We start from the raw sequence: 22,523 nt of genomic DNA, 5'->3' as shown, positions 1-22,523 counted from the left end.
AGATCCGCTCAAGCACCAACATCATCAAGGGCCACGGGCTCCGGAAGCAAGGGTCATGGGCCGCCGAGGCGGTGCCTGTGGACAACTCATTGCCCACGGAAACCGATGTCGTATGGTCGATCCAGTGCCCGTCGACGAGCAGCGCCGACGGGGCCGGCCGGGAGGAGCCCCCCGTGACGCAGCAGGTCCCGTCGACCGAGCCCGAGCTGGCCGGTGTGCGCAACTTCCGTGACGTGGGCGGCCTGCCGACCGTGGACGGGCGCCGGGTGCGGCCGGGCGTGCTGTTCCGCAGCGGCCATCTGGCGCACGCGACGGAGCAGGACGCGGAGTTCCTCGCCTCGCTCGGCCTGCACACGATCTTCGACTTCCGCAACGCGGCCGACCAGAAGCTGGAGGGCCCGGACGTCGAGCTGCCCGGCGTGCGGAACCTGAACCTGCCGCTGACCGACCCGGCGCACGGCGCCGACTTCTGGAAGATGGTCCGCGAGGGCGAGATCGACCAGCTGCGCGGGCTCCTGGGCGACGGCAAGGCCGCGGCCCGGATGGTCACCTCGTACCGCACGATCGTCAAGGACCGCACCGACGAGCACTCGCGCGTGCTGCACGCGCTCGCCGAGGACAGCGTCCCGGCGCTGATGCACTGTGCGGCCGGCAAGGACCGGGCGGGCATCTCCATAGCCGTGACGCTGCTCGCGGTGGGTGTGGAGCGGGACGCGATCCTCACCGACTACCTGGAGTCCAACGCCAAGCACCGCCGCTACAAGGTGCGGCGCAGCGGCGGCGGGGAGAGCGCGTACAGCCCCGAGGTGATGGACCTGCTCAGCCCGCTCTTCGATGCCCGCGCGGAGTACCTGACGGCGGCCTTCGAGAGCATCGAGGAGACGTGGGGCGATGTCGACACGTACCTGGAGCAGGGCCTGAAGCTGGCCCCGGAGACCCGGGGACGGCTGCGCGAGCGGCTGCTCGCCTGAGGCCGGGCGGGAAGGCCGCGGCCGGGCGGAGGCCGGCGGCTCAGCCCTTGCCGCCGAGGGCGAACAGCAGGTAGAGGAAGCCGGCCAGGACGTGCCCGACGGCAAGGTAGATGACCAGCCGGATCCACAGGGCCCGGGGGAACTTCTCCTCGATGTTGCTCACGGCAGCTCTCCAGTGATGCCAGTGCTGGGGCCCAGGCACAGTGCGGCCGTGGGGCTCTGCAGCAGGGTGTGGACGAACAGGAGCTCGACCCCGTCGTGGTCCTCGGCGGCGAGCCGGTGCGGGGTCAGCGAGTCGAAGTGCGCGCTGTCGCCGGGCGCGAGCACATGTGTGGTGTCACCGAGGCGCAGCCGGAGCCGGCCGTGCAGGACGTACAGCCATTCCTCGCCGGGATGCACCCGCACGATGTCGCCCTGGGAGCCGTACGGCACCCGGACCCGCAGTGCCTGCATGCCCCGGCCGGAGGCCCCGGCCTGCCAGTACGTCCAGCCGCCGGCGCGGGTCGGTTCCATGTCGCCGGCGCGCACGATCGCGTCCCGGTCGGCGACGGTCTCGCCCAGCAGGTCCGATACCGTCGTACCGTAGACACGGGCGAGCGCGAGCAGCATCGGCAGCGAGGGCTGCCGCTGCCCGGTCTCCAGCCGGGAGAGGTGAGCGGGCGACAACCCCGCGTCCCGGGCTGCGGCCTCCAGGGTGAGACCGGCACGGCGGCGCAGGGAGCGCAGCTGTGGGGCGACGACGGGCAGGTTGCCGACCGGCCCGTCCGCGCCCTCGTTGTCGGAGGTGCTCATGCCTCCATTCAGCCGCAGCTTTGTCTCCGAGGCAATTTTCTTGCCTCAGAGACAAAAAGCTAGCGGTTGGCCACCGCCTGCTTGATCAGCGTCTTGCCGAAGTCCCACATCAGGCCGCCACCGCTGTGGGCGTCGTCCATGACGTCCGTGAAGGCGTCCACGAAGCGGTCGACGTCCGTGTCGTCGACGATCAGCGGCGGGATGAGCTTGATCACCTCCAGGTGGTCGCCGGAGACCTGGGTGAGGATCCGGTGCCGTTGCAGCAGCGGTACGACGACCATCTGGGCGAACAGCCCCTTGCGGGCCGCCTGGAGCATGGTCCAGCGGCTGCGCAGCTTCAGCGAACCGGGCCGGCCGAACTCGATGCCGATCATCAGGCCCCGGCCGCGTACCTCGGCGAGCAGCTCGTACTTGTCGGTCAGCGCGGCCAGCCGGGACCTGAGCTGCTCACCCACGGCCCGGGAGTTGGCGACGATCTGGTCGTTCTCCATGACCGAGAGGACCGCGAGCCCGGCGGCCATGGCCTGGGCGTTGGCGCCGAAGCTGGCCGAGTGGACCAGGACGCGGTCCATGGAGGAGTAGACCTTCTTGAAGATCCAGTCCTTGCCGAGGGTGGCGCCCACCGGGACGTACCCGCCGGACAGCGCCTTGGCCACGCACACCAGGTCCGGCTCGACGCCCTCCTCGTGCTGGTAGGCGTAGAAGTCGCCGGTGCGGCCGAGGCCGGTCTGCACCTCGTCGGCGATCAGCAGCGCCTTGTGCCGGTGCAGCAGCTCCTGCGCGGCGCGCAGATAGCCGGGCGGGGCCTCGTGCACGCCCTTGCCCTGGATCGGCTCGACGATCAGGGCGGCGACATCGCCCTTCCTCAGCTCGCGGGCGAGCGCGTCGAGGTCGCCGAGGGGTACGGCGGTGTCCGGCAGCAGCGGGGCGAAGCCGTCCCGGAAGCCGTCCTCGCCGTTGACCGACAGCGAGCCGGTGGTCAGGCCGTGGAAGGCGTGGTCGCAGTAGAGGACGCGGGGTCTGCCGGTGGCGAAGCGGGCGAACTTCAGGGCCGTCTCGACGGCCTCCGTCCCGCTGTTGCCGAAGAACACCCGGTCCAGGTGCGGGCTGTGCGCGAGGAGCCGCTCGGCGAGCAGTCCGGGCAGCGGCTGGCAGTCGAAGCGGGTGAGGTCGGCCAGCTGGGCGTCGAGCACGTCGTGCAGGGCCTTGCGGACGACGGGGTGGTGGCGGCCCAGGCCCATCACCCCGAACCCGGCGAGCATGTCCAGGTAGTCGTTGCCGTCCGCGTCCCAGAAGTGCGCGCCCTCGGCCCGCTCGTAGACCTTGTCGAAGCCGATGGTGTGCAGCATGCGCGGGAGCTGGTGGTTGAGGTACTTGCCGTGCAGCTCGTACCGCTCACCGCCACGCTCGGCGAGCAGCGCACCGAGGTCGAACTCCGTACTCATTGCCTCTCCTTGTCAACGCCCTCGGCATCAGCGCCCCTCAGGGGCGCGGGGCGCATCGATTTGCGGCTGCCGCCGCGGGGCGCGACCAGCCCGGACGGCGCCGCACCCGCCGAACGACCCCCGGCGGCACCCCCCGCAGCGTCGGCCCCCCGCCCCACGAGACTCGCCCCGATGCGCCCCGCGATCTCCACCGGCGTCAGCCCGATGTCGGCCAGCACCTCCCCCCGCTTGGCGTGCGCCAGGAACTGCTCCGGAATCCCGAACCTCCGCACCGGCACGTCCACTTCGGCGTCGCCCAGCGCCAGCGCCACCGCCGCGCCGACGCCGGCCGCCCTGCTGTTGTCCTCGACGACGGCCACCAGCTCGTGCTGGGCCGCGAGCACCGGCAGCGCGGGATCCACGGGCTTGACCCAGCGGGGGTCCACGACGGTGCAGTCGATGCCCCGGGCGGCCAGCAGCTCCGCCGCCTGGAGGCACACCGGCGCCATCACGCCGACCGCGACCAGCAGCACCCGCGGGTCCTCCCCGCGGTGCAGCACATCCACCCCGCCGACCCGGTCGACCGCCGGGATGTCCGGTCCCACCGACTCCTTCGGGAAGCGCACCAGCGTCGGCGCGTCGTCCACGGCGACCGCCTCGCGCAGCTGGAGCCGCAGCTGCTCGGCGTCGCGCGGGGCGGCGATCCTGAGGCCCGGCACCACCTGGAGGACGGACATGTCCCACATGCCGTTGTGGGAGGCGCCGTCGACCCCGGTCACGCCCGCCCGGTCCAGCACGAACGTCACCCCGCAGCGGTGCAGCGCCACGTCCATCAGCAACTGGTCGAAGGCACGGTTGAGGAACGTCGCGTAGACGGCGACGACGGGGTGCAGTCCGCCGGTCGCCAGCCCCGCCGCGGACACCGCCGCATGCTGCTCGGCGATGCCGACGTCCCAGACCCGGCCGGGGAAGCGCTCGGCGAACTTACCGAGGCCGACGGGGTGCAGCATGGCCGCGGTGATGGCCACGACGTCGTCCCGCTCCTCGCCGATCCTGACGATCTCGTCGCCGAACACCGAGGTCCAGGAAGGGCCGTTGGACGGCGCGAGCGGCTCGCAGGTGAGCGGGTCCATCACCCCTACGGTGTGGAAGTGGTCCTCCTCGTGGGCGAGGGCGGGCTCGTAGCCGCGTCCCTTCTCCGTGAGGCAGTGCACGAGCACCGGCCCGTGGAAGCGTTTCGCGCGCCGCAGCGCCGACTCGACCGCCTTGATGTCGTGGCCGTCGATCGGGCCCACGTACTTGAGGCCCAGGTCCTCGAACATGCCCTGCGGGGCGAAGGCGTCCTTGAAGCCCTTCTTCGCGCCGTGCAGGGACTCGTAGATGGTGTTGCCGACCACCGGGGTGCGCAGGAGGACGTCCTTGCCCCAGGCCAGCACTCTCTCGTAGCTGTCGGTCGTGCGCAGGGTCGCCAGGTGGTTGGCGAGGCCGCCGATGGTGGGCGCGTAGGACCGCTCGTTGTCGTTGACGACGATGATCAGGGGCCGGTCCTTGGCGGCCGCGATGTTGTTGAGCGCCTCCCAGGCCATCCCGCCGGTCAGCGCGCCGTCGCCGATGACCGCGACGACATGGCCCTTCTCCCCCTGCACCTGGCGGGCCTTGGCGAGGCCGTCGGCCCAGCCGAGCGCGGTGGAGGCGTGGCTGTTCTCGATGACGTCGTGCTCGGACTCCTCGCGCGAGGGGTATCCGGACAGGCCGCCCTTGCCGCGCAGCTTGGAGAAGTCCTGACGGCCGGTCAGCAGCTTGTGGACGTAGCTCTGGTGGCCGGTGTCCCAGAGGATGCGGTCGGCCGGGGACTCGAAGACGCGGTGCAGCGCGACGGTCAGCTCCACGACGCCCAGGTTGGGCCCGAGGTGGCCGCCGGTCCTGGCGACCGCGTGCACCAGGAACTCGCGTATTTCTTCGGACAGTTCGCCGAGTTCCGCCTCGGACAGCGCCTTCAGGTCGCGTGGTCCCCGGATGGTCTCCAGAATCGTCACGCTCGGCCCCCTCTCGGTCCGTGCTGTTCAGCTCACCGTGACGGCGGGTGCTCCGGACCCGGCGCCGTCCTGCTCCATCTGCTCGGCGATCTTCATCGCTTCCTCGATGAGGGTCTCCACGATCTTCGACTCGGGCACGGTCTTGACGACCTCGCCCTTGACGAAGATCTGCCCCTTGCCGTTGCCGGAGGCGACTCCCAGGTCGGCCTCCCGTGCCTCGCCGGGGCCGTTGACCACGCATCCCATGACGGCGACGCGCAGCGGCACCTCCATGCCCTCCAGGCCCGCCGTCACCTCGTCCGCCAGCTTGTAGACGTCGACCTGGGCGCGCCCGCAGGACGGGCAGGAGACGATCTCCAGACGCCGCTGCCTGAGGTTCAGCGACTCCAGGATCTGGATGCCGACCTTGACCTCCTCCGCGGGCGGGGCGGACAGCGAGACGCGGATCGTGTCACCGATGCCCTGGGACAGCAATGCCCCGAAGGCGACCGCCGACTTGACCGTGCCCTGGAAGGCCGGGCCCGCCTCCGTGACGCCGAGGTGCAGCGGGTAGTCGCACTGGGCGGCGAGCTGCCGGTACGCCTCGATCATCACGACCGGGTCGTTGTGCTTGACGGAGATCTTGATGTCCCGGAAGTCGTGCTCCTCGAAGAGCGAGGCCTCCCAGAGAGCGCTCTCCACGAGCGCCTCCGGGGTCGCCCTGCCGTACTTCTCGAACAGCCTGCGGTCGAGCGAGCCGGCGTTGACCCCGATCCGGATCGGCGTGCCGTGGTCCTTCGCGGCCCGCGCGATCTCCTTCACCTGGTCGTCGAACTTCTTGATGTTGCCGGGGTTCACGCGGACGGCGGCGCAGCCGGCCTCGATGGCCGCGAAGACGTACTTCGGCTGGAAGTGGATGTCCGCGATCACCGGGATCTGGGACTTCTTCGCGATGGTCGCCAGGGCGTCCGCGTCGTCCTGCGTGGGGCAGGCGACCCGGACGATCTGGCAGCCGGACGCGGTGAGTTCGGCGATCTGCTGGAGGGTGGCGCCGATGTCCGAGGTGCGGGTCGTGGTCATCGACTGGACCGACACCGGGGCGCCGCCGCCGACCGGCACGGTCCCGACCCGGATCTGCCGGGACACGCGCCGCTCGGCGACCGGCCGGGCCGGGACCTCCGGGAGGCCCAGGGAGACTGCGGTCATGCCGTCACTCCCGGTTCCCGGAGACCGTCTCGCGCATCGCGCGCAGCGACTCCTTGAGCGACCCCATGGTGGCGAGGACGGCCGTGGGCTCGTAGCCGCAGTGCGCCATGCAGTTGGCGCAGCGCGGGTCCTTGCCGCGGCCGTACTTGTCCCAGTCGGTCTTCTCGATGAGTTCGCGGTACGTCGGCACGTACCCGTCGCTCATCAGGTAGCAGGGGCGCTGCCAGCCGAAGAGCGAGTAGTTCGGGATCGCCCAGGCCGTGCACGGGAAGTCGACCTTGCCCTCCAGGAAGTCCAGGAAGAGCGGGGAGTGGTTGAGCCGCCACTTCTTGCGGTTGCCGCCCGCGAAGGCCTTCTTGAAGAGCTCGCGGGTCTGCTCCACGCCGAGGAAGTGCTCCTGGTCGGGGGCCTTCTCGTAGGCGTAGGCGGGCGAGATCATCATCTCGTCGACCTTGAGGTCGTCGTTGAGGAAGTTGAGCACCTCGACGATGGTCTGCGGGGTGTCCGTGTTGAAGAAGGTCGAGTTGGTGGTCACCCGGAAGCCGCGCCGCTTGGCCTCCTTGATGGCCGCCACCGCCTCGTCGAACACGCCCTCCTTGGCGACGGACTCGTCGTGCCGCTCGCGCAGCCCGTCGATGTGCACCGCGAAGGCGAAGTAGGGCGAGGGCGTGAACTTGTCCATCTTCTTGCGCAGCAGCATCGCGTTGGTGCACAGGAAGACGTACTTCCGCTTCGCCACCAACTGCCGCACGATCTCGTCGATCTGAGGATGCATCAGGGGCTCGCCGCCCGCGATGGACACCATCGGCGCACCGGACTCCAGCACGGCCCCGACCGCCTGCGCGACCGGCATGCGCTGCTTCAACACCCCTGCCGGGTGCTGGATCTTGCCGCAGCCCTCACATTTCAGGTTGCACGCGAAGAGGGGTTCCAGCTCCACGATCAGCGGGAACTTGTCCCGCTTGCGGAGCTTCTGTTCAGCCAAGTAAGTAGCGACCTTGATCGACTGACGCAGCGGCATGGCCATCTGGCTCACCTCCGGGGGAGCAGCAAAGAACGGTGCCATTCGAAGAAAGCTGGAAGAACGGATCGAAGAACGCGGAAAGCAGATATTCCACCGCGCACCGTGCCGATCCGGACGAGTTCATGTTCAGGAGCGTCCACGACCACCCTGACGGCCGCAACCGGGCGCTCGCCCGCGTGCACGGCGCTCAGGAGCGTGGCCGCCGATTCCATGTCGACCGCGATTGCGCCGGTCGCGAGCAGGTCCGATCGCTCGTGACCGCGGACGACGTGGTCGGAGCCGGTGACCGGTCCGGTGTGGACGGTCCGGCCGGGCAGGGTCCGTACGAGTTCCTTCACGAGGAGCTCGGTGCCCACGCACGGGACGCTGCCACGGGGGTCCCGGGTCTCCTCGGCGACGACCAGGTCGCCGGGGTGCATGCCGGGGGCGAGCCCCGCGCAGAAGCCCGTCGCCAGGACCGCGGCACCGGCCAGCGCGGGGTCGGCCAGGACCCGGGTGACGGACCGTTCCGCCGCCCTGGGGCCCATGCCGGTGCGCAGCACGGTGACGGGTCCGCCCGCGCCCCCGCGTTCGCCGGCGCGCAGGGCGAGGTGCTCGATGCCGAGCGCGCAGGCGATCAGCAGCGGGGCCGGCGCGGGCGTGGCGCTCATCAGTCCCCCTCTGCCCCGGGCGTGGGCTCGCCGTGGACGTAGCGGCCGAGCGCGGTGAGCGGGAAGACCTGCCGGTAGAGGTGGTAGTTGATGGAGAAGTCCCAGGGGAAACCGGTGCCGGTGAAGTACGGCTCGTCCCAGGAACCGTCCTCGGCCTGCGTCTCGGCGAGCCACCGGATGCCCCGCTCGACGGCCTTGGTGTCCTTCTCCCCCGCCGCGAGCAGCGCCATCAGCGCCCACGCGGTCTGGGAGGCGGTGGATGCGCCGCGACCGCTCCAGTCGTCGGCGTACTTGTAGGAGCGCAGGTCCTCGCCCCACCCTCCGTCCTCGTTCTGGACCTGCTCGAGCCAGGTCACCGCGCGCCGGATCGCCGGGTGCGAGGCGGGCAGCCCGGCGGCGGTGAGAGCGGGTACCACGGACCCGGTGCCGTAGACGTAGTTGACGCCCCAGCGCCCGAACCAGGCGCCGTTCGGCTCCTGTTCGGCGAGCAGCCACTCGATGCCGCGCCGGGTGCGCGGGTCGTGGGACATGCCCTCGAAGGCGAGCATCTCCACGACGTGCGCGGTGACGTCGGCCGACGGCGGGTCGATGACCTCGCCGAAGTCGCAGAACGGCAGCCGGTTGGGGAACGGGCTGGTGTTGTCGACGTCGAAGGCGCCCCAGGCGCCGTTCTTCGACTGCATGCCGAGGTTCCAGCGCACCCCGCGCCCGATGGCCTTCTCCATCCGCTCCGGGTCGTGGTGCCTGACCCGGCGCAGTGCGAGGACGACCTCGGCGGTGTCGTCGATGTCGGGGTAGTTGTCGTTGTGGAACTCGAACGCCCAGCCGCCCGGCGGGAGCTGGGGGCGCTTCACCGCCCAGTCGCCGGGGCGGACGATCTGTTCGCCGAGCATCCAGTCCGCTGCCTTGACGAGCTGCGGGTGGTCGGCGGGCAGTCCGGCGTCGGCGAGCGCGATGGTCGCCAGACAGGTGTCCCACACCGGTGACTGGCACGCCTCGATCATCCGGCCGCCGTCCTCGCGCCAGATGGCGTAACGATCCAGCGACTCAAGACCGGCGCGCATCACGGGGTGTTCGAGGTCGTAGCCGAGCAGGTGCAGGGCGATCACCGAGTAGACGGCCGGGGGCTGGATGCCGCCCCAGGCGCCGTCGTTCTCCTGGCGCTCGACGATCCAGCGGGCGGCGGACCTGAGGGCGGAGCCGCGCAGCCGGCCCAGCGCGACCTTGCGGTAGCCGCGGACAACCTTGTCGAGCCGCTGGAAGACGCCCTCCCAACTGGCCACCGTGGCCAGGGGCTGGGGCGGGTTCGGGTCGGCCGGGTCGGTGTGGAGCTCGTCCAGCGGGAAGGGGGCCGGGCGCACCGGGCGCTTGGCCGAGACCACGGTGAGCGGCACGATGGTCTGGCGGGCCCACTGGCCGAAGTTGTAGATGCTGAGCGGGAACCACTTGGGGAAGTACAGGAGTTCCGGCGGGAGTTCGGGCAGGTCCTCCCATTTCCACCAGCCGAACAGGGCCAGCCAGATCCGGGTGAAGACCCGGGCGGCGGCGATCCCGCCGCGCTCGCGGATCCAGGCCGACGCCCTCGCCATGTGCGGGTCGTCCGGCGCGTCCCCGGCCAGCCGCAGGGCGACGTAGGCCTCGATGGTGGTGGAGAGTTCGCCGGGACCGCCGAAGAAGGTGGCCCAGGTGCCGTCCTCGCGCTGCTCGCCGCGGATGAAGAGCGCGGCGGCGGCGGTCGTGGCCTCGTCACGGATGCCCAGGAACTGACGGAGCAGCAGGTCCTCGGCGTCCATGGTGACGTTGGTCTCCAGGTCGCCCTTCCACCAGCCCTGCGCGTCCTGCTGGGCGAGCAGATGGCCGGTGGCACGCTGTACGGCGCGTTCGGCGGCTTCTTGTACCCCGGTCGCCACGGGGGTGGTGAGTTCGGTGCTGGCCGAGTCGGCCCGGGGCGGCAGGGTGGCCCCGGTGCTTCCGTCGGTCGTCGCTGTCATGGCTTCCCCTTCGTGCAGTCGTACGAAATCGTTCTGCTGTGGGTCCGCCGTCGGCCGGTGCTGGCTGCGCGCTCGCACCGGCCGGCGACTACGCGAGGACTATTCGACCGATAATGATCATCTCTTTCGTACGACGACGAAGTCCGCGAGTGCCGTGAACTGAGCCCGTACCCGGTCGGGCATGTCGATGGCGTGCAGGGCCTCGATGGCGATGGTGTGCTGACGGCGCGCTTCTTCGGCGGTCCACTCGCGGCCGCCGGCCTCCTCGATGAGGGCGGCGCGGGCGGCGAACTCCTCCTCGGAGAAGTTCTCGAAGTCGCTGCTCTTGGCGTCGGCGGCGAGGATCTCGCCGAGTCGCTCGGAGGCGGGTCCGCCCGCGGCGAGGGCGGCGACGACCGGCAGGGACTTCTTGCGCTGGCGCAGGTCGCTCCAGGTCTGCTTGCCGGTGGACTCCGGGTCGCCCCAGATGCCGAGCAGGTCGTCGACGGCCTGGAAGGCGAGGCCGAGGTGGTAGCCGTACTTCTCCAGGGTGTCGGCGGTGCGGTCGTCGGCGCCGCCGAGCACCGCGCCGATGGAGCTGGAGGCGGCGAGCAGGGCGCCGGTCTTGTTGCCCTCCATCTCCAGGCACTCCTCGACGCTGACCCGGTCGCGGTGCTCGTAGGAGATGTCCTGGGCCTGGCCGTCGATCAGGGCGCGGGTGGCGGTGGTGATCCGGCGGGTGGCGCGGCCGGCCTCGGCGGTGCCGAGTTCGAGCAGGATCTCGTTGGCGAGGGCGAACAGGGCGTCGCCGACCAGGATGGCCTGGGCGGGGCCGTGCACCTTCCAGACGGTGTCGCGGTGCCGGCGCTGTTCGTCGCCGTCCATCAGGTCGTCGTGCAGCAGGGAGAAGTTGTGGACGAGTTCCACGGCGACGGCGCCCGGGATGCCGACCTCGGGGGCGGCGCCGGTGACCTCGGCGGAGAGCACGGCGAGCGCGGGGCGTACGGCCTTGCCGCCGTCGCCGTCGGCGGGGTTGCCCTCGGCGTCGATCCAGCCGAAGTGGTAGGCGGCCACGGTGTCCATGGGGGAGGCCAGGCGGTCGACGGCCGCCCGCAGTACCGGTGTGGCAAGGGTCCGGCCGCGCTCCAGGAGCGCGGTCACGTCCACTGCGGTCTCTCGGGCGCCCTTCGAGTCCGGGGGCACAGTGGGCACAGTTTCTCCTCTTGTTGCGGTACCGGGGGTGCGGAGGCCTGCCGCCTGCTGATCGAGCGTCACGCCGCCTCCTCGAACTCGAAGAGGTGACGGGGGCGGGGCCGGCCCAGAGTGCTCAACGCGGCATCGGCCGCGCTGACACCGCTGCGGACCGCACTCTCCATGGTCGCGGGCCACCCGGTGGCGGTCCACGCTCCGGCCAGGTAGAGGCCGGGTGCCTTGGTGCGGGCGCCGGGCCGCAGCCGCCCGACGCCTGGGGTGGGGGCGAACGTCGCGGTGCGCTCCCGGGTCACGAAGAAGTCCCGCACCCCGGCGCCGCGCGCACCGGGCAACAGCCGTTCCAGCTCGGGCAGATAGCGCTCGCGCAGGTCCGCCACGGGCAGGTCGATCTCGTCCTGGGCGGCCGACTGGGACAACGCGAGGTACTGGCCGTCGCGCAGCCCGGAGGCGTGGGTCCGGTCGAACACCCACTGGACCGGGGTGCCGAGGGCCGCGAAGAACGGCTTGGTGAGCACCGTGCGGTCGTAGACCACATGGACGTTGAGGATCGGCGCGGTGCCGATCTCCAGCAGGTTTTCCGGGGCGTCCAGGGCACCGGAGGGCAGCAGGTCGTGGGCCTCGCGCTGGGCGACGGCGAGCACGACGGCGTCGGCGGTGAGCGTCTCGCCGGGAACCTGAACGCTCCAGCTCCCGTTCTCGTTAGTGGAGACGGAGGTGACGCGTGTACGGACCTCGGTACGCACGCCCGCGGAGTCGAGCGCCTTGCGGGCCAGCCGGTCGTGCAGTTCGCCCAGCGGCACATGGGCCCAGCCGATGTCGGCCGCGCCCGGGTCGGACAGCAGACCGGTCTTGAACACCATCGCGGCGAGCCCCAGCGAGGCGTCGCCCGCGACCGCGTTGAGGGTGGCGACCCCGACCAGGTCCCACAGGGCCTCGACGGCACGCGCCGACTGGCCGTGGGCGGCCAGCCAGCTGCCGAAGTCCTGTGCGTCCAGGCTCGGATCGGCGAGGTCGAGCCCCTTGAGCGCGAGCGCGGCACGCCCCACCCTGGCCCGCTCGGCGAGCGAGAGGTGCGGATAGGCGGCCAGGCCGCGTCCCAGATGCAGGGGGACCGGCAGCGGGTCGCGCTTCAGCCTGCCCAGGCGCCGCCCCTCCGGCTTGGCGAGGTCCAGGACGGGTACGTCGAGGCGGTCCTGCAGCGGTGCCAGCGCCGTGCCCTCGATGCGGTCGAGGAACCAGCGGTAGGCGGTGCAGCAACGCAGGTACACGTGCTGGCCGTTGTCGACGGTCAGGTCGCCGCGCTGGAAGGAGAAGGCGAGCCCGCCGAGCCTCGGCCTGCCTTCGAGAAGGGTGACGCGCACCCCGGCGTCGGCGAGCGCGAGCGCCGCCGTGATGCCCGCGAGGCCGCCGCCGATCACGACCGCGGTGCGCCCGGACGGCATGTCGTCGGGCGTCCGCTCGGATCGCGTGCCGTCGGTCATCGTGCTTCCTCCCCTGCCCGCCCGCCGTGCCGGTGGAACGGGGCAGGTCGGGCCGTCGCAGTCAGGGACGCCACGCCGTGCCGGAGGGTTGCCTGCCGTTTCTCTCCGGTGGAGTCACCTTGACCCACTTTGTCCATCAGGCGCGCCTCCTGACGGTCAGGCGGGAGGTGTGGCGCCGGGTGTCGAGCCCGGACAGGCCGCGCACCGCGACGTACGCCTTCTCGCGTCCGGGCAGCGAGACCCGGCCGCGCAGCACCGCCTCCGGTTCGCGCTCGATGCGGTCGAGCAGGCGGCGGTAGATGCCGGCCATGGCGGCGACACAGGCGCCGCTGCGCCGGTCCAGCATGGGCAGCAGCCGGTAGCCCTCGGCGAAAAGGGCACGGGCGCGCCGTACTTCGAAGTGCACGAGCCCCGCGAAGTCGGAGCCCTCCGGCGGGGTCGGCCCGTGGAACCCGGCCGAGCAGCCGAACTTGGCGAGATCGTCCGAGGGCAGATAGGTACGGCCGTTGCCGGCGTCCTCGCGGACGTCTCTGAGGATGTTGGTGAGCTGGAGCGCGAGCCCGAGCGTGTCGGCATACTCCGGCGCGCGCTCGGCGCCGCGCGCCCCCGGTTCCGTACCGAACACGCCGAGCGAGAGCCGGCCGATGGCACCCGCCACGCAGCGGCAGTAGACCTTGAGGTCGTCCCAGGTCTCGTAGGTCTCGCCGCGGACGTCCATCAGGACGCCGTCGATCAGCTCGTCCAGGCCGCCCAGCGGGATCGGGAAGGCCTGGGCGGCATGGGCGAGGGCGACCGCGACCGGGTCGGTGTCGTCCTCGCCGACCGCGCCGTCCTGGACCCGGGCGAGCAGCGCCCGGGTGTCCTCCAGTCGGGCCGCCTTCACGTCGTCCGCCAGCTCGCCGTCGCCGATGTCGTCGACACGCCGGGAGAAGGCGTAGAGCGCCGACATGGCACGCCGCTTGGGCGCCGGGAGCAGCCGGATGCCGTAGGCGAAGTTCCGTGCCTGCTGTCCGGTGACCGTCTCGCAGTAGCTGTAGGCGGCGAGTACCGGTGCGGACACGTGTGTGGGAGAGTCCACGGTCCGGATCACCCCTCTCCTCGCAGAGTCACGCCCGCCTCACGCAGCAACCGGCCCTTGCCGGGCTTGGGCGGGCCGGGAAGTACGTCGTATTCGGCGGCGGCGATCGCGTGGACCGCCGCCCTTCCCCCCGCCACGAACCCCGCAAGCAGCAGCTTCAACCTGCCGTGGACGCTACCCACAAGGGGGGCGCCTTCATTCAGGAGATCGCGGGCGCGTTGTGCTTCGTATGCAACCAGTGCACGCACCGATGCGCCCGTGGTTTTCCTGGCGAGGTCCGCCTCCTGGACGTGAAAGCGCTTCATGTCCTCGGCGGGCAGATAGATCCGGTCGCGGCCGAGGTCCTCGGCCACGTCCTGGAGGTGTTCGACGATCTGGAGTGCGGTGCAGATCGAGTCGGAGAGCCGGATCCGCTCGGGGGTCGAGGTGCCGGTGACGGCGAGGACCAGGCGGCCGACGGGGTTGGCGGACAGCTCGCAGTAGGCGAGCAGGTCGTCGTAGGTCTCGTAGCGCTTGACGAGCTGGTCCTGGCGGTTGGCGGCGATCAGCCCGAGGAACGGCTCGGGGGTCAGTTCGCGACGGCGGACCGTGGGCTGCAGGCGGCGCAGCAGCGGATGGTGCGGGACGGCGTCGAAGACGCGGCGCAGGTCGGCCTCGAAGGCGTCGAGCAGGACCAGGCGGTCCTCGGCGTCCCGCGGGGGCACTCCCAGGAGGCGGGCGTCGGCACCGCCGGGGGCCAGGTCGCCGTCGCCGATGTCGTCGACGAGGCGGGCGAAGCCGTACACCGCCATCAGGTCGTCGCGCCAGGCTTTCGGCAGGAAGAACGGGGCCACGGGGAAGTTCTCGTCCGCGGCCTTGTCCAGGGTGCCGCGCTCCGGGTCTCCGGTGCGCACCGGGCCGGTTGCCGTCACCGTTCGCTGCCCGGGGCCGGGACGGCGCGGCCTGCGTTGAGCTGGGGAGTTTCCGTAGCCATTGCCGTCACATCTCCCGTTCTACACTGCCGACCCAATACACACTATTTCGGACACGCCGCCCAGGAGTCCGCGGGGCGGCCCGGCGGAGGGTGTCGCGCATTATCGCCCCACTTGCCGCTTTCCGGGACCGGTACAGCTTACGTTGTACAACGCATCGAGGTTCGTCGGGGTGTCCCGCAGATCACAACAACACACCGATTGGCGTCAAGATTCCTAAGGCGAGCCCGAGTTGACGCTTCCTTTGCAGACGCGGGCCCCGCCGGAAAGGTTCCGGCGGGGCCTGGGCCGGACGGGGCTACTTGCCCGTGAACTTCTCGTACTCCTTGAGCACCTCTTCGGTCGGGCCGTCCATGCGCAGCTCACCGCGCTCCAGCCACAGCACCCGGTCACAGGTGTCACGGATCGACTTGTTGTTGTGACTCACCAGGAACACGGTGCCGGCGTGCTCGCGCAGTTCCCGGATCCGGTCCTCGGAGCGCTTGCGGAAGGCCGCGTCACCGGTGGCCAGCGCCTCGTCGATCATGAGGACGTCGTGGTCCTTGGCGGCGGCGATGGAGAAGCGGAGCCGGGCCGCCATGCCGGAGGAGTAGGTGCGCATCGGCAGGGTGATGAAGTCGCCCTTGTCGTTGATGCCGGAGAATTCGACGATCTGCTGGTAGCGCTCCTTGATGTCCTCCCGGGACATGCCCATGGCGAGGCCGCCCAGGATGACGTTGCGCTCGCCCGTGAGGTCGTTCATCAGGGCCGCGTTGACGCCGAGCAGCGAGGGCTGGCCGTTGGTGTAGACCCTGCCCTGCTCGGCGGGGAGCAGGCCGGCGATGGCCCGCAGCAGGGTCGACTTGCCGGATCCGTTGGAGCCGATCAGGCCGATGGCCTCGCCGCGGTAGGCGACGAAGGAGACGCCGCGGACCGCGTGCACCTTGCGCACGCCCCGCTCGTCGCCGCGCCGGAAGATGCGGCTGAGGGCGGCGGTCGCGCTGCCCTTGCCGCTCTTGGCGCCGTTGACGCGGTAGACGATGTGCACGTCCTCCGCGATGACGGTGGGGATCCGCTCCCCCATGGTCTGCTCAGCCACGGCCGTACCGCTCCTCCGCCTTCCAGAAGTACACGAATCCGCCGGCGAACACGACCAGGGCCCAGGACAGCGCGACGGCCCAGACGTGCGGCGGCAGGTTCGAGGCGCCGTAGCCGTCGATGAGGGCGAAGCGCATCAGGTCCATGAAGACGGTGGCGGGGTTCACCTGGAACAGCGTGCGCGCCCACTCCGGGCGGCCCTCCATCATCTTGGTGATCGAGAACATCACACCGGACATGTACATCCAGGTGCGCAGTATGAACGGCAGCAGCTGGGCGAGGTCCGGCGTCTTGGCGCCCAGCCGGGCCACGACCAGGGCCAGGCCGGTGTTGAAGAGGAACAGCAGGAACAGGATCGGGACGACCAGCACCCAGGACAGGCCCGGGCGGCTGCCGAACCCGACCACCACGGCGACCATCACGATCATCGAGAACAGCAGCTGCTGGAGCTGCTGTAGCGCGAAGGAGATCGGCAGCGAGGCGCGCGGGAAGTGCAGCGCGCGCACCAGACCGAGGTTGCCCGAGATCGCCCGCACGCCCGTCATGATCGAGCTCTGGGTGAACGTGAAGGTGAACACGCCGGTGACCAGGAACGGGATGTAGATGTCCTGCGACATACCGCGGCTGGCGTGCAGGATGACGCCGAAGATGAAGTAGTACACGGCGGCGTTCAGCAGCGGCGTCGCCACCTGCCAGAGCTGGCCGAGCTTGGCCTGGCTGTACTGGGCCGTGAGCTTCGCCTGCGAGAAGGCCAGGATGAAGTGGCGCCGCCCCCAGAGCCGGCGCACGTACTCGGTCAGCGAGGGGCGTGCGCCGCTCACCGTGAGCCCGTACCTGGCGGCGAGCTGCGCCGCCGTGAGGCCGTCGTCGGGCGACGGAGCCGCGGTCACCGCGAGCCCGCCGTCATGCGTTGTCTCACTCAAGGGTCGGAGCCTTCGTCCTCAGAATCGTCTTACGTTCGTCTTACGGAATTGTGCTAGTGGACGCGACACGTCTCCGCCATCAGACACATTCCCGGGGGCGTCCGCGCGCCGTGCGCGGCCGTTCCCGTGGCGTGTCCGCAGGCCGTACGCGCGGACACGCACCTTCGAGCTTGTCAGATCACCGGGGGACGGCCCAGTCGCGTGAGTTTCCACACGGTCCGCCAGCGCATCGGGCGGCGGGGTCCGCAGGGGGTCGTCCAGCCCTCCCGGAAGCCGGCGAACCAGGCGTGCAGGGCCGGGCGGGAGGGACGGCGCAGCAGGGTCAGCAGCAGCCACACCCCGAGGTAGACCGGGACCAGGGGGGCAGGCAGGTTGCGGCGGGCCAGCCAGACCCGGTTGCGGGCGACCATCCGGTGGTAGACCGCGTGCCGGGAGGGGGCGGTGGTGGGGTGGTTGAGGACCATGTCGGAGCGGTAGTCGATCATCCAGCCGGCGTCCAGGGCCCGCCAGGCCAGATCGGTCTCCTCATGGGCGTAGAAGAACTCGTCCGGCAGGCCGCCGACCTCGGCGAGGACCTGGGTGCGGACGGCGTTGGCGCCGCCGAGGAAGGTGGTGACCCGGGAGGAGCGCATCGGGTCGGAGGCCCGCAGCCGCGGCACGTGCCGGCGCTGGGTGGCGCCGGTGTCCGGGTCGGCGATGCGGAAGCTGATGATGCCGAGCCGCTGGTCGGCGGTGAAGGCCTGGCGGCACAGCTCGGCGGTGTCGTGCTCGGCGAGCAGGCCGTCGTCGTCGAGGAAGAGCAGTATGTCGACGTCACGGCCGCTCGGGCCGAAGGCCTCTATGCCGACGTTGCGGCCGCCGGGGATGCCGAGGTTCTCGGGCAGCTCCAGGGTGCGGACGCCGTCCGGGACGTCCGGAACGGGCGAGCCGTTGCCGACGACGACCACCTCGACCCGCTCGCCGTCCTGCTTGGCGACCGAGTCGAGGAGGGCACGCAGTTCGTCGGGGCGGTTGCCCATGGTGATGACGACCGCGCCGACCTTCAGCCCGGCGCTCACCGCAGCCTGCTCGACGCGAGGACCGAGACCAGGTGCAGCAGGGTCTGCAGCAGCGCGATGCCGGCCAGCACGGCGGTGCCGAGCCGGGTCCAGAACAGGTCGCCGTGGAAGTGGTCGGCGACGGCCAGCAGCAGGATCAGCAGCGAGGCCTCGATGCCCAGGATCAGCCGGTGGAACCGGAACAGGGCGGCGGCCCGCCGGGCCAGCGCCATCCCGGAGGACCGCATCTCGGCGGCGGCCTCCTTGACCACGGGCAGCCCGGCCTGGTGGCGGGCGACACCGACCAGGTCGGTCTCGGCCTTGATCAGGATGGCGCCGAGCGCGGCCAGGGTGCCGAGGAAGGCCCACAGCCAGTCGATACGGCCGCTGCCGAACAGGTCGGCGGCGCGCAGCCCGAGCCCGACCAGGACGGCCGCGTCGGTCAGGTACGCCCCGACCCGGTCGAGGTAGACCCCGCCGAGGGAGTACTGCTGCTTCCAGCGGGCGACCTCGCCGTCGACGCAGTCGAGCAGCAGGTACATCTGGACGCACACCACGCCGAGCACGGCGCCCCAGATGCCCGGCACCAGCAGGGCCGGGCACGCGAGCACGCCGAAGACGGTCATCAGGTACGTGAGCTGGTTGGGCGTGACCCTGGTGTTGACCAGGTAGCGGTCGACCCGCAGGGACACCTCACGCATGTAGAGGCGCCCCATCCAGTGCTCACCGCTGCGCCGGTCCTTGACCCCAGCGGGGTGGACGACCGGACGGAGTTCAGCTACCGATGGCCTTGACATAGTCGACGTAGAAGTCCTTGATCTGGTGGGTCTTGAGGTCGAGGTGTTCGAGGATGGTGTAGCGGCCGGGCCGGGTCTCCGGGGCGAACTCGACGACCCGGACGAACTCGTCCACGGTGAAGCCGATCTCCTCCGGCAGCACCGGCAGTCCGTGCCGGCGCAGCACATCGGCCATGTACACGGACTCCTCGTGGGCTCCGCGCAGGTACATCGCGAAGGCCGCGCCGAGTCCGCACTGCTCGCCGTGGCTGGCGGCACGCCTCGGGAAGAGCAGGTCGAAGGCGTGGTTGATCTCGTGGCAGGCGCCGGAGGACGGGCGGGAGTCGCCCGACACCGACATGGCGATGCCGCTGAGCACCAGCGCCTCGGCGAGGACCTGGAGGAAGTCGTTCTCGCCGATGCCGCCGGGGTGGCGCAGCACCGCCTCCCCGGCCTGCCGGGCCATGGCGGCGGCCAGACCGTCGATCTTCTCGCCGGTGACGCGGTGGGACAGCTCCCAGTCCGCGATCGCCGAGATGTTGGAGACGGCGTCGCCGATCCCGGAGCGCACGAAGCGCGCCGGGGCCTCCCGGACGACGTCGAGGTCGATGACGACCGCGATCGGGTTGGGCACGCCGTACGACCCGCGGCCCGCGTCGTTGTCGAGGGTGGCGACGGGCGAGCACAGGCCGTCGTGCGCGAGGTTCGTCGGCACGGCGACCAGCGGCAGGCCCACCCGGGCCGCCGCGAACTTGGCGCAGTCGATGATCTTGCCGCCGCCGAGGCCGACGACCGCGTCGTAGCGGCCGGCCTTGATCTCGCCGGCCAGTCGGATCGCGTCGTCGAGGGTGCCGCCGCCGACCTCGTACCAGGTGGCACCGGGCAGGGTGGGCGAGACCCGGTCGCGCAGCTTCGAGCCGGAGCCGCCGCTGACGGCGACGGCGAGCCGGCCGGAGTGCGAGATGCGTTCGTCGGCGAGCACGCCGGCGAGGTCGTCGAGGGCACCCGGGCGGATGTCGACGACGACCGGCGAGGGGATCAGCCGGGTCAGTACAGGCACGCGATCTCCCGTCCCCGGGCGAGGTCGTCGTGGTTGTCGATCTCGACCCACCGGACGTCGCCGATGGGCGCGACGTCGATGCGGAAGCCGCGGTTGACCAGCTCCTGGTAGCCGTGCTCGTAGAACTGCTGCGGGTCGGTCTCCCAGACCGCCTTCAGCGCCTCGGCCAGCTCCGGCGCGGCGTCGCCCTCGATGAGGGTGACGCCGATGTACTCGCCGGTGGCCTCGGCGGGGTCCATCAGCTTGGTGATCTTCGTCATGCCCTTGTCGGCGTCGACGACGACCTTCATCTCCTCGTCCGCGAGGGACTTCACGGTGTCCAGGGCGAGGATGATCCGCCGGCCGTCGCCGCGGGCGGCGAGCAGCGTCTTCTCGACGGAGACCGGGTGCACGGTGTCGCCGTTGGCGAGGATCACGCCGTCCTTGAGGGCGTCACGGCCGCACCACAGGGAGTAGGCGTTGTTCCACTCCTCGGCCTTGTCGTTGTCGATGAGGGTGAGCTTGAGCCCGTACTTGGCCTCCAGGGCCGCCTTGCGCTCGTAGACGGCCTCCTTGCGGTAGCCGACGATGATCGCGACCTCGGTCAGGCCGATCTCGGCGAAGTTGCCGAGGGTCAGGTCGAGCACCGTGATCGAGTCCTCTATCCCGGCAGGCCCCACCGGCACCAGCGCCTTGGGCAGGCTGTCGGTGTAGGGGCGCAGACGCCGTCCGGCGCCGGCCGCCAGCACGAGGCCGATCATGCGGGTTCTCCTTCGTCGTGTACGGCGGGCGCCCCTGCGGACACCCAGAAGCGGATGCTCTCGACGAGCACCAGCCCGGCCACGAGCACGGCGAGGACCGTGAGCGCGGCCTTGAACTGCGCGGCGGTGAGCGCCGTGGCCAGGACGACGACCAGCAGCGTCCGCCCTTCCTGTCCCCCGACGGCACGTACCAGCCAGGCCGGCGGCGCCCCGGCGTCACCGCGGATGCGGTACACCGTGTCGTAGTGATGGTAGGCGACGGCGGCCACCAGGCCGAAAGCCGCAGGAAGGGCTCCGTTCACCCCGGATTTGCTTGCGAGGATCAGGACGGTGCCGTATTCGGCGGCCCTGAAGAGGGGCGGGACCAGCCAGTCGAGGGCGCCCTTGAGGGGTTTGACGACCGCCTCGGACGAGATCAGTACGTAGACGACGGCGCCCCCGACGAGCGCAGGACCCGGGCCGTCGAGCCAGGCGGCGAGGAGCAGGAGCGCGGTACCGGCCGCCGCCCACAGCACGGCCGGACCCCTGCTCGCGCGGTGCAGGACGCGGGCGCTCAGCTCCGCCAGCGGGCCGGTGTCGGCCAGGTCCGCCAGAGCCTTCGCCGCCCGGTCGGTCCGCTTCGCCTTCCGGGTCAGCGACCGCAGCACCCGCCCGGCCGTGGTGTACGTGGCGGCGAAGGCGCAACCGGCCAGCAGTACGTAGAAGGTGATCCGGGGGGTGGTGGCGGCCGTGAGGACGGCTATCAGGGCCCATCGTTCGCCGATGGGCAGGACTATCATCCGGCGCACCCAGACCGTCCAGCCGACGCTGTCGAGCCGGCCGGAGAGCGCGGCGGTGGGGCTGGTGTTGGCGGTGGCGTCGTGGTTGGCCTCGTTGAAGGAGAAGTCGACCACGTGCCGGCAGGTCTGCAGGACCATCGCGCCGAGGGCGAGCGCCCACACGTCGTCGCCGCCGCGGGCGGCGCCGAGGGCCAGGCCGGCGTAGTAGGCGTACTCCTTGGCCCGGTCGAAGGTGGCGTCCAGCCAGGCGCCGAGCGTGGAGTACTGCAGGGAGTAGCGGGCGAGCTGCCCGTCGGTGCAGTCCAGGACGAACGAGCAGAGCAGCAGGACGCCCGCGGCGACGAAGCCGGTCCGGGTGCCGGTGGCCGCGCAGGCCGCCGCGATCAGGGCGGTGAGCAGCGAGGCGGTGGTGACCTGGTTGGGGGTCAGTCCGCGCCGGGCGCACCAGCGGGCGAGGTAGCGCGAGTACGGGCTGATGAAGAAGGTGGTGAAGAAGCCGTCCCGGGACTTCACGGCCGACTTCAGGCGTACGGCCTCGTCGTCGACGGCGGCGACGGCCTGCCGTGCCTCGTTGCGGGCCTGCGGGTCGGCGGGGACGGCGGCGACCAGGCTGCCCAGCTCGGGGCGGTGGACGTCCGCGTCCAGGGCGGTGACCAGGCCGTCGACGGCGAGGTCGGTGGCGCCGCCCGCGGCGGCCTCCCGGGCCAGCGCCCGGGCCAGGGCCGGACGGGCGGCCGGCTGGGCGGTGACGGCGCCGGGGATCGCGGCGAGCGGGAAGCGGGGGTCGGTGAGGCCGAGGCGCAGAGCGTGCGCGTGGCCGACGAAACGCGCGTCGACCACGGCGACGCGCCGGTCGGCGGGTACGGCCGTGAGCAGGGCCTCGGCCTCGGCGGTGTCCGATGCCGCCCGCACCTCGAAGCCGAGCGCCCGCAGATCGCTCTCCAGTGACGATCCGGGCACCGGCGGACCGGTGACGATGGCGGTCGACAACCGAACTCACTCCCTGGGTGCCGGCGTACGGGCGCCGGTCTGCTGCGTGGTGGGGCGGCATGTGCCTGGTGGCCCCCGGACGGCATTCGGCAGAGGTTAGCGGATGGTGAGGACTGCTTGTTCACCGGCCGTTCACGGCACGGTCGGTCTACCCTGTCCCTGCCTTTGCCGAGATCATCATCGGCGATCCGGGCCCCGGCTCACAAATGGCGTTCACAGAACGGGCATTGAGGACACCTGTCCAGGGCCGGACGACCGGCCACCCGCGGGGTCCGGTCCGCCACCGAAGGTAACTGAGGGTGCCCTGACCTGGGCATCGTTTCCGCAGGTCAGGGCACATGACAACG

General features: G+C 71.1%; 19 protein-coding genes and 2 pseudogenes. 1 reads left to right on the top strand and 20 read right to left on the bottom strand.

What is annotated here, in order from left to right; genetic code table 11:
* Positions 1–173 precede the first annotated feature (173 nt).
* Positions 174–971, top strand: coding sequence for a tyrosine-protein phosphatase (locus ACGF5O_RS29250; protein ID WP_393812865.1), 798 nt, complete (start codon positions 174–176; stop codon positions 969–971).
* A gap of 40 nt (positions 972–1,011) precedes the next feature.
* Here the strand turns inward: ACGF5O_RS29250 and ACGF5O_RS29245 are convergent, their stop codons facing one another.
* The 20 genes and pseudogenes from ACGF5O_RS29245 to ACGF5O_RS29150 form a co-directional block, all read right to left on the bottom strand.
* Entirely contained in the window at positions 1,012–1,134 is a 123-nt protein-coding gene (locus ACGF5O_RS29245) for a DUF6126 family protein (protein WP_393812864.1), read from the bottom strand.
* On the bottom strand, positions 1,131–1,763 hold the full coding sequence (locus tag ACGF5O_RS29240; protein ID WP_393812863.1) for a helix-turn-helix domain-containing protein: 633 nt from the start codon (positions 1,761–1,763) through the stop codon (positions 1,131–1,133). Before ACGF5O_RS29240 ends, ACGF5O_RS29245 begins: the two co-directional genes overlap by 4 nt.
* Positions 1,764–1,822: 59 nt before the next feature.
* On the bottom strand, positions 1,823–3,208 hold the full coding sequence (locus ACGF5O_RS29235) for an aspartate aminotransferase family protein (protein WP_393812862.1): 1,386 nt from the start codon (positions 3,206–3,208) through the stop codon (positions 1,823–1,825).
* Positions 3,205–5,223, bottom strand: coding sequence for a 1-deoxy-D-xylulose-5-phosphate synthase (dxs, locus tag ACGF5O_RS29230; protein ID WP_393812861.1), 2,019 nt, complete (start codon positions 5,221–5,223; stop codon positions 3,205–3,207). Before dxs ends, ACGF5O_RS29235 begins: the two co-directional genes overlap by 4 nt.
* A 27-nt stretch (positions 5,224–5,250) precedes the next feature.
* Complete coding sequence (ispG, locus tag ACGF5O_RS29225; protein ID WP_393812860.1) at positions 5,251–6,408, bottom strand: flavodoxin-dependent (E)-4-hydroxy-3-methylbut-2-enyl-diphosphate synthase; 1,158 nt, start codon at positions 6,406–6,408, stop codon at positions 5,251–5,253.
* Between the two features lie 4 nt (positions 6,409–6,412).
* The gene (gene hpnH / locus ACGF5O_RS29220; protein WP_123972052.1) at positions 6,413–7,435 is read right to left on the bottom strand and encodes an adenosyl-hopene transferase HpnH; all 1,023 of its coding nucleotides are present in this window, start codon (positions 7,433–7,435) and stop codon (positions 6,413–6,415) included.
* Positions 7,436–7,440: 5 nt separating this feature from the next.
* Entirely contained in the window at positions 7,441–8,082 is a 642-nt protein-coding gene (locus ACGF5O_RS29215; protein WP_351490674.1) for a 1-hydroxy-2-methyl-2-butenyl 4-diphosphate reductase, read from the bottom strand.
* Positions 8,082–10,073 carry a squalene--hopene cyclase gene (gene shc, locus ACGF5O_RS29210; protein WP_393812859.1) on the bottom strand — a complete coding sequence of 664 codons (1,992 nt, stop codon included), beginning with the start codon at positions 10,071–10,073 and terminating at the stop codon, positions 8,082–8,084. Before shc ends, ACGF5O_RS29215 begins: the two co-directional genes overlap by 1 nt.
* Before the next feature lie 117 nt (positions 10,074–10,190).
* Positions 10,191–11,264: a polyprenyl synthetase family protein gene (locus ACGF5O_RS29205; protein ID WP_393812858.1), complete on the bottom strand. Its 1,074-nt coding sequence runs from the start codon at positions 11,262–11,264 to the stop codon at positions 10,191–10,193.
* A 59-nt stretch (positions 11,265–11,323) separates the two neighbouring features.
* A pseudogene (gene hpnE / locus ACGF5O_RS29200) lies at positions 11,324–12,814 on the bottom strand (hydroxysqualene dehydroxylase HpnE); the annotation flags it as partial.
* A pseudogene (locus ACGF5O_RS29195) lies at positions 12,805–12,882 on the bottom strand (DUF6380 family protein); the annotation flags it as partial. The pseudogenes ACGF5O_RS29195 and hpnE, both read right to left, overlap by 10 nt.
* Positions 12,882–13,835: a presqualene diphosphate synthase HpnD gene (gene hpnD, locus ACGF5O_RS29190; protein ID WP_362579622.1), complete on the bottom strand. Its 954-nt coding sequence runs from the start codon at positions 13,833–13,835 to the stop codon at positions 12,882–12,884. The gene hpnD and the pseudogene ACGF5O_RS29195, both read right to left, overlap by 1 nt.
* The gene (hpnC, locus tag ACGF5O_RS29185; protein WP_393812857.1) at positions 13,832–14,734 is read right to left on the bottom strand and encodes a squalene synthase HpnC; all 903 of its coding nucleotides are present in this window, start codon (positions 14,732–14,734) and stop codon (positions 13,832–13,834) included. The genes hpnD and hpnC overlap by 4 nt, the downstream gene beginning before the upstream one ends.
* Before the next feature lie 358 nt (positions 14,735–15,092).
* Complete coding sequence (locus ACGF5O_RS29180) at positions 15,093–15,857, bottom strand: ABC transporter ATP-binding protein (RefSeq protein ID WP_393813116.1); 765 nt, start codon at positions 15,855–15,857, stop codon at positions 15,093–15,095.
* A 7-nt stretch (positions 15,858–15,864) separates the two neighbouring features.
* A complete protein-coding gene (locus ACGF5O_RS29175) occupies positions 15,865–16,794 on the bottom strand; it encodes an ABC transporter permease (RefSeq protein WP_393812856.1) in 930 nt (309 codons plus the stop codon).
* 173 nt (positions 16,795–16,967) lie between these two features.
* A complete protein-coding gene (locus ACGF5O_RS29170) occupies positions 16,968–17,852 on the bottom strand; it encodes a glycosyltransferase family 2 protein (RefSeq protein ID WP_393812855.1) in 885 nt (294 codons plus the stop codon).
* Entirely contained in the window at positions 17,849–18,628 is a 780-nt protein-coding gene (locus ACGF5O_RS29165) for a CDP-alcohol phosphatidyltransferase family protein (RefSeq protein WP_393812854.1), read from the bottom strand. Before ACGF5O_RS29165 ends, ACGF5O_RS29170 begins: the two co-directional genes overlap by 4 nt.
* Entirely contained in the window at positions 18,606–19,667 is a 1,062-nt protein-coding gene (locus ACGF5O_RS29160) for an iron-containing alcohol dehydrogenase family protein (protein ID WP_393812853.1), read from the bottom strand. Before ACGF5O_RS29160 ends, ACGF5O_RS29165 begins: the two co-directional genes overlap by 23 nt.
* A complete protein-coding gene (locus ACGF5O_RS29155) occupies positions 19,655–20,407 on the bottom strand; it encodes a sugar phosphate nucleotidyltransferase (protein ID WP_393812852.1) in 753 nt (250 codons plus the stop codon). The genes ACGF5O_RS29160 and ACGF5O_RS29155 overlap by 13 nt, the downstream gene beginning before the upstream one ends.
* A complete protein-coding gene (locus ACGF5O_RS29150) occupies positions 20,404–22,176 on the bottom strand; it encodes a DUF5941 domain-containing protein (RefSeq protein WP_393812851.1) in 1,773 nt (590 codons plus the stop codon). The genes ACGF5O_RS29155 and ACGF5O_RS29150 overlap by 4 nt, the downstream gene beginning before the upstream one ends.
* Positions 22,177–22,523: the final 347 nt, after the last annotated feature.

The organism is Streptomyces sp. NPDC048291, assembly GCF_043201715.1.
Lineage (GTDB): Bacteria > Actinomycetota > Actinomycetes > Streptomycetales > Streptomycetaceae > Streptomyces.
This window is presented reverse-complemented; position numbering and strand designations above follow the sequence as displayed.

What these genes read in the sequence shown, in the direction of transcription:
- hpnH (WP_123972052.1), bottom strand. Translation starts at nt 7,435, where the DNA reads ATGGCCATGCCGCTGCGTCAGTCGATCAAGGTCGCTACTTACTTGGCT.
- ACGF5O_RS29240 (WP_393812863.1), bottom strand. Translation starts at nt 1,763, where the DNA reads ATGAGCACCTCCGACAACGAGGGCGCGGACGGGCCGGTCGGCAACCTG.
- ACGF5O_RS29215 (WP_351490674.1), bottom strand. Translation starts at nt 8,082, where the DNA reads ATGAGCGCCACGCCCGCGCCGGCCCCGCTGCTGATCGCCTGCGCGCTC.
- ACGF5O_RS29155 (WP_393812852.1), bottom strand. Translation starts at nt 20,407, where the DNA reads ATGATCGGCCTCGTGCTGGCGGCCGGCGCCGGACGGCGTCTGCGCCCC.
- ACGF5O_RS29165 (WP_393812854.1), bottom strand. Translation starts at nt 18,628, where the DNA reads ATGTCAAGGCCATCGGTAGCTGAACTCCGTCCGGTCGTCCACCCCGCT.
- ACGF5O_RS29235 (WP_393812862.1), bottom strand. Translation starts at nt 3,208, where the DNA reads ATGAGTACGGAGTTCGACCTCGGTGCGCTGCTCGCCGAGCGTGGCGGT.
- ispG (WP_393812860.1), bottom strand. Translation starts at nt 6,408, where the DNA reads ATGACCGCAGTCTCCCTGGGCCTCCCGGAGGTCCCGGCCCGGCCGGTC.
- ACGF5O_RS29180 (WP_393813116.1), bottom strand. Translation starts at nt 15,857, where the DNA reads ATGGGGGAGCGGATCCCCACCGTCATCGCGGAGGACGTGCACATCGTC.
- shc (WP_393812859.1), bottom strand. Translation starts at nt 10,073, where the DNA reads ATGACAGCGACGACCGACGGAAGCACCGGGGCCACCCTGCCGCCCCGG.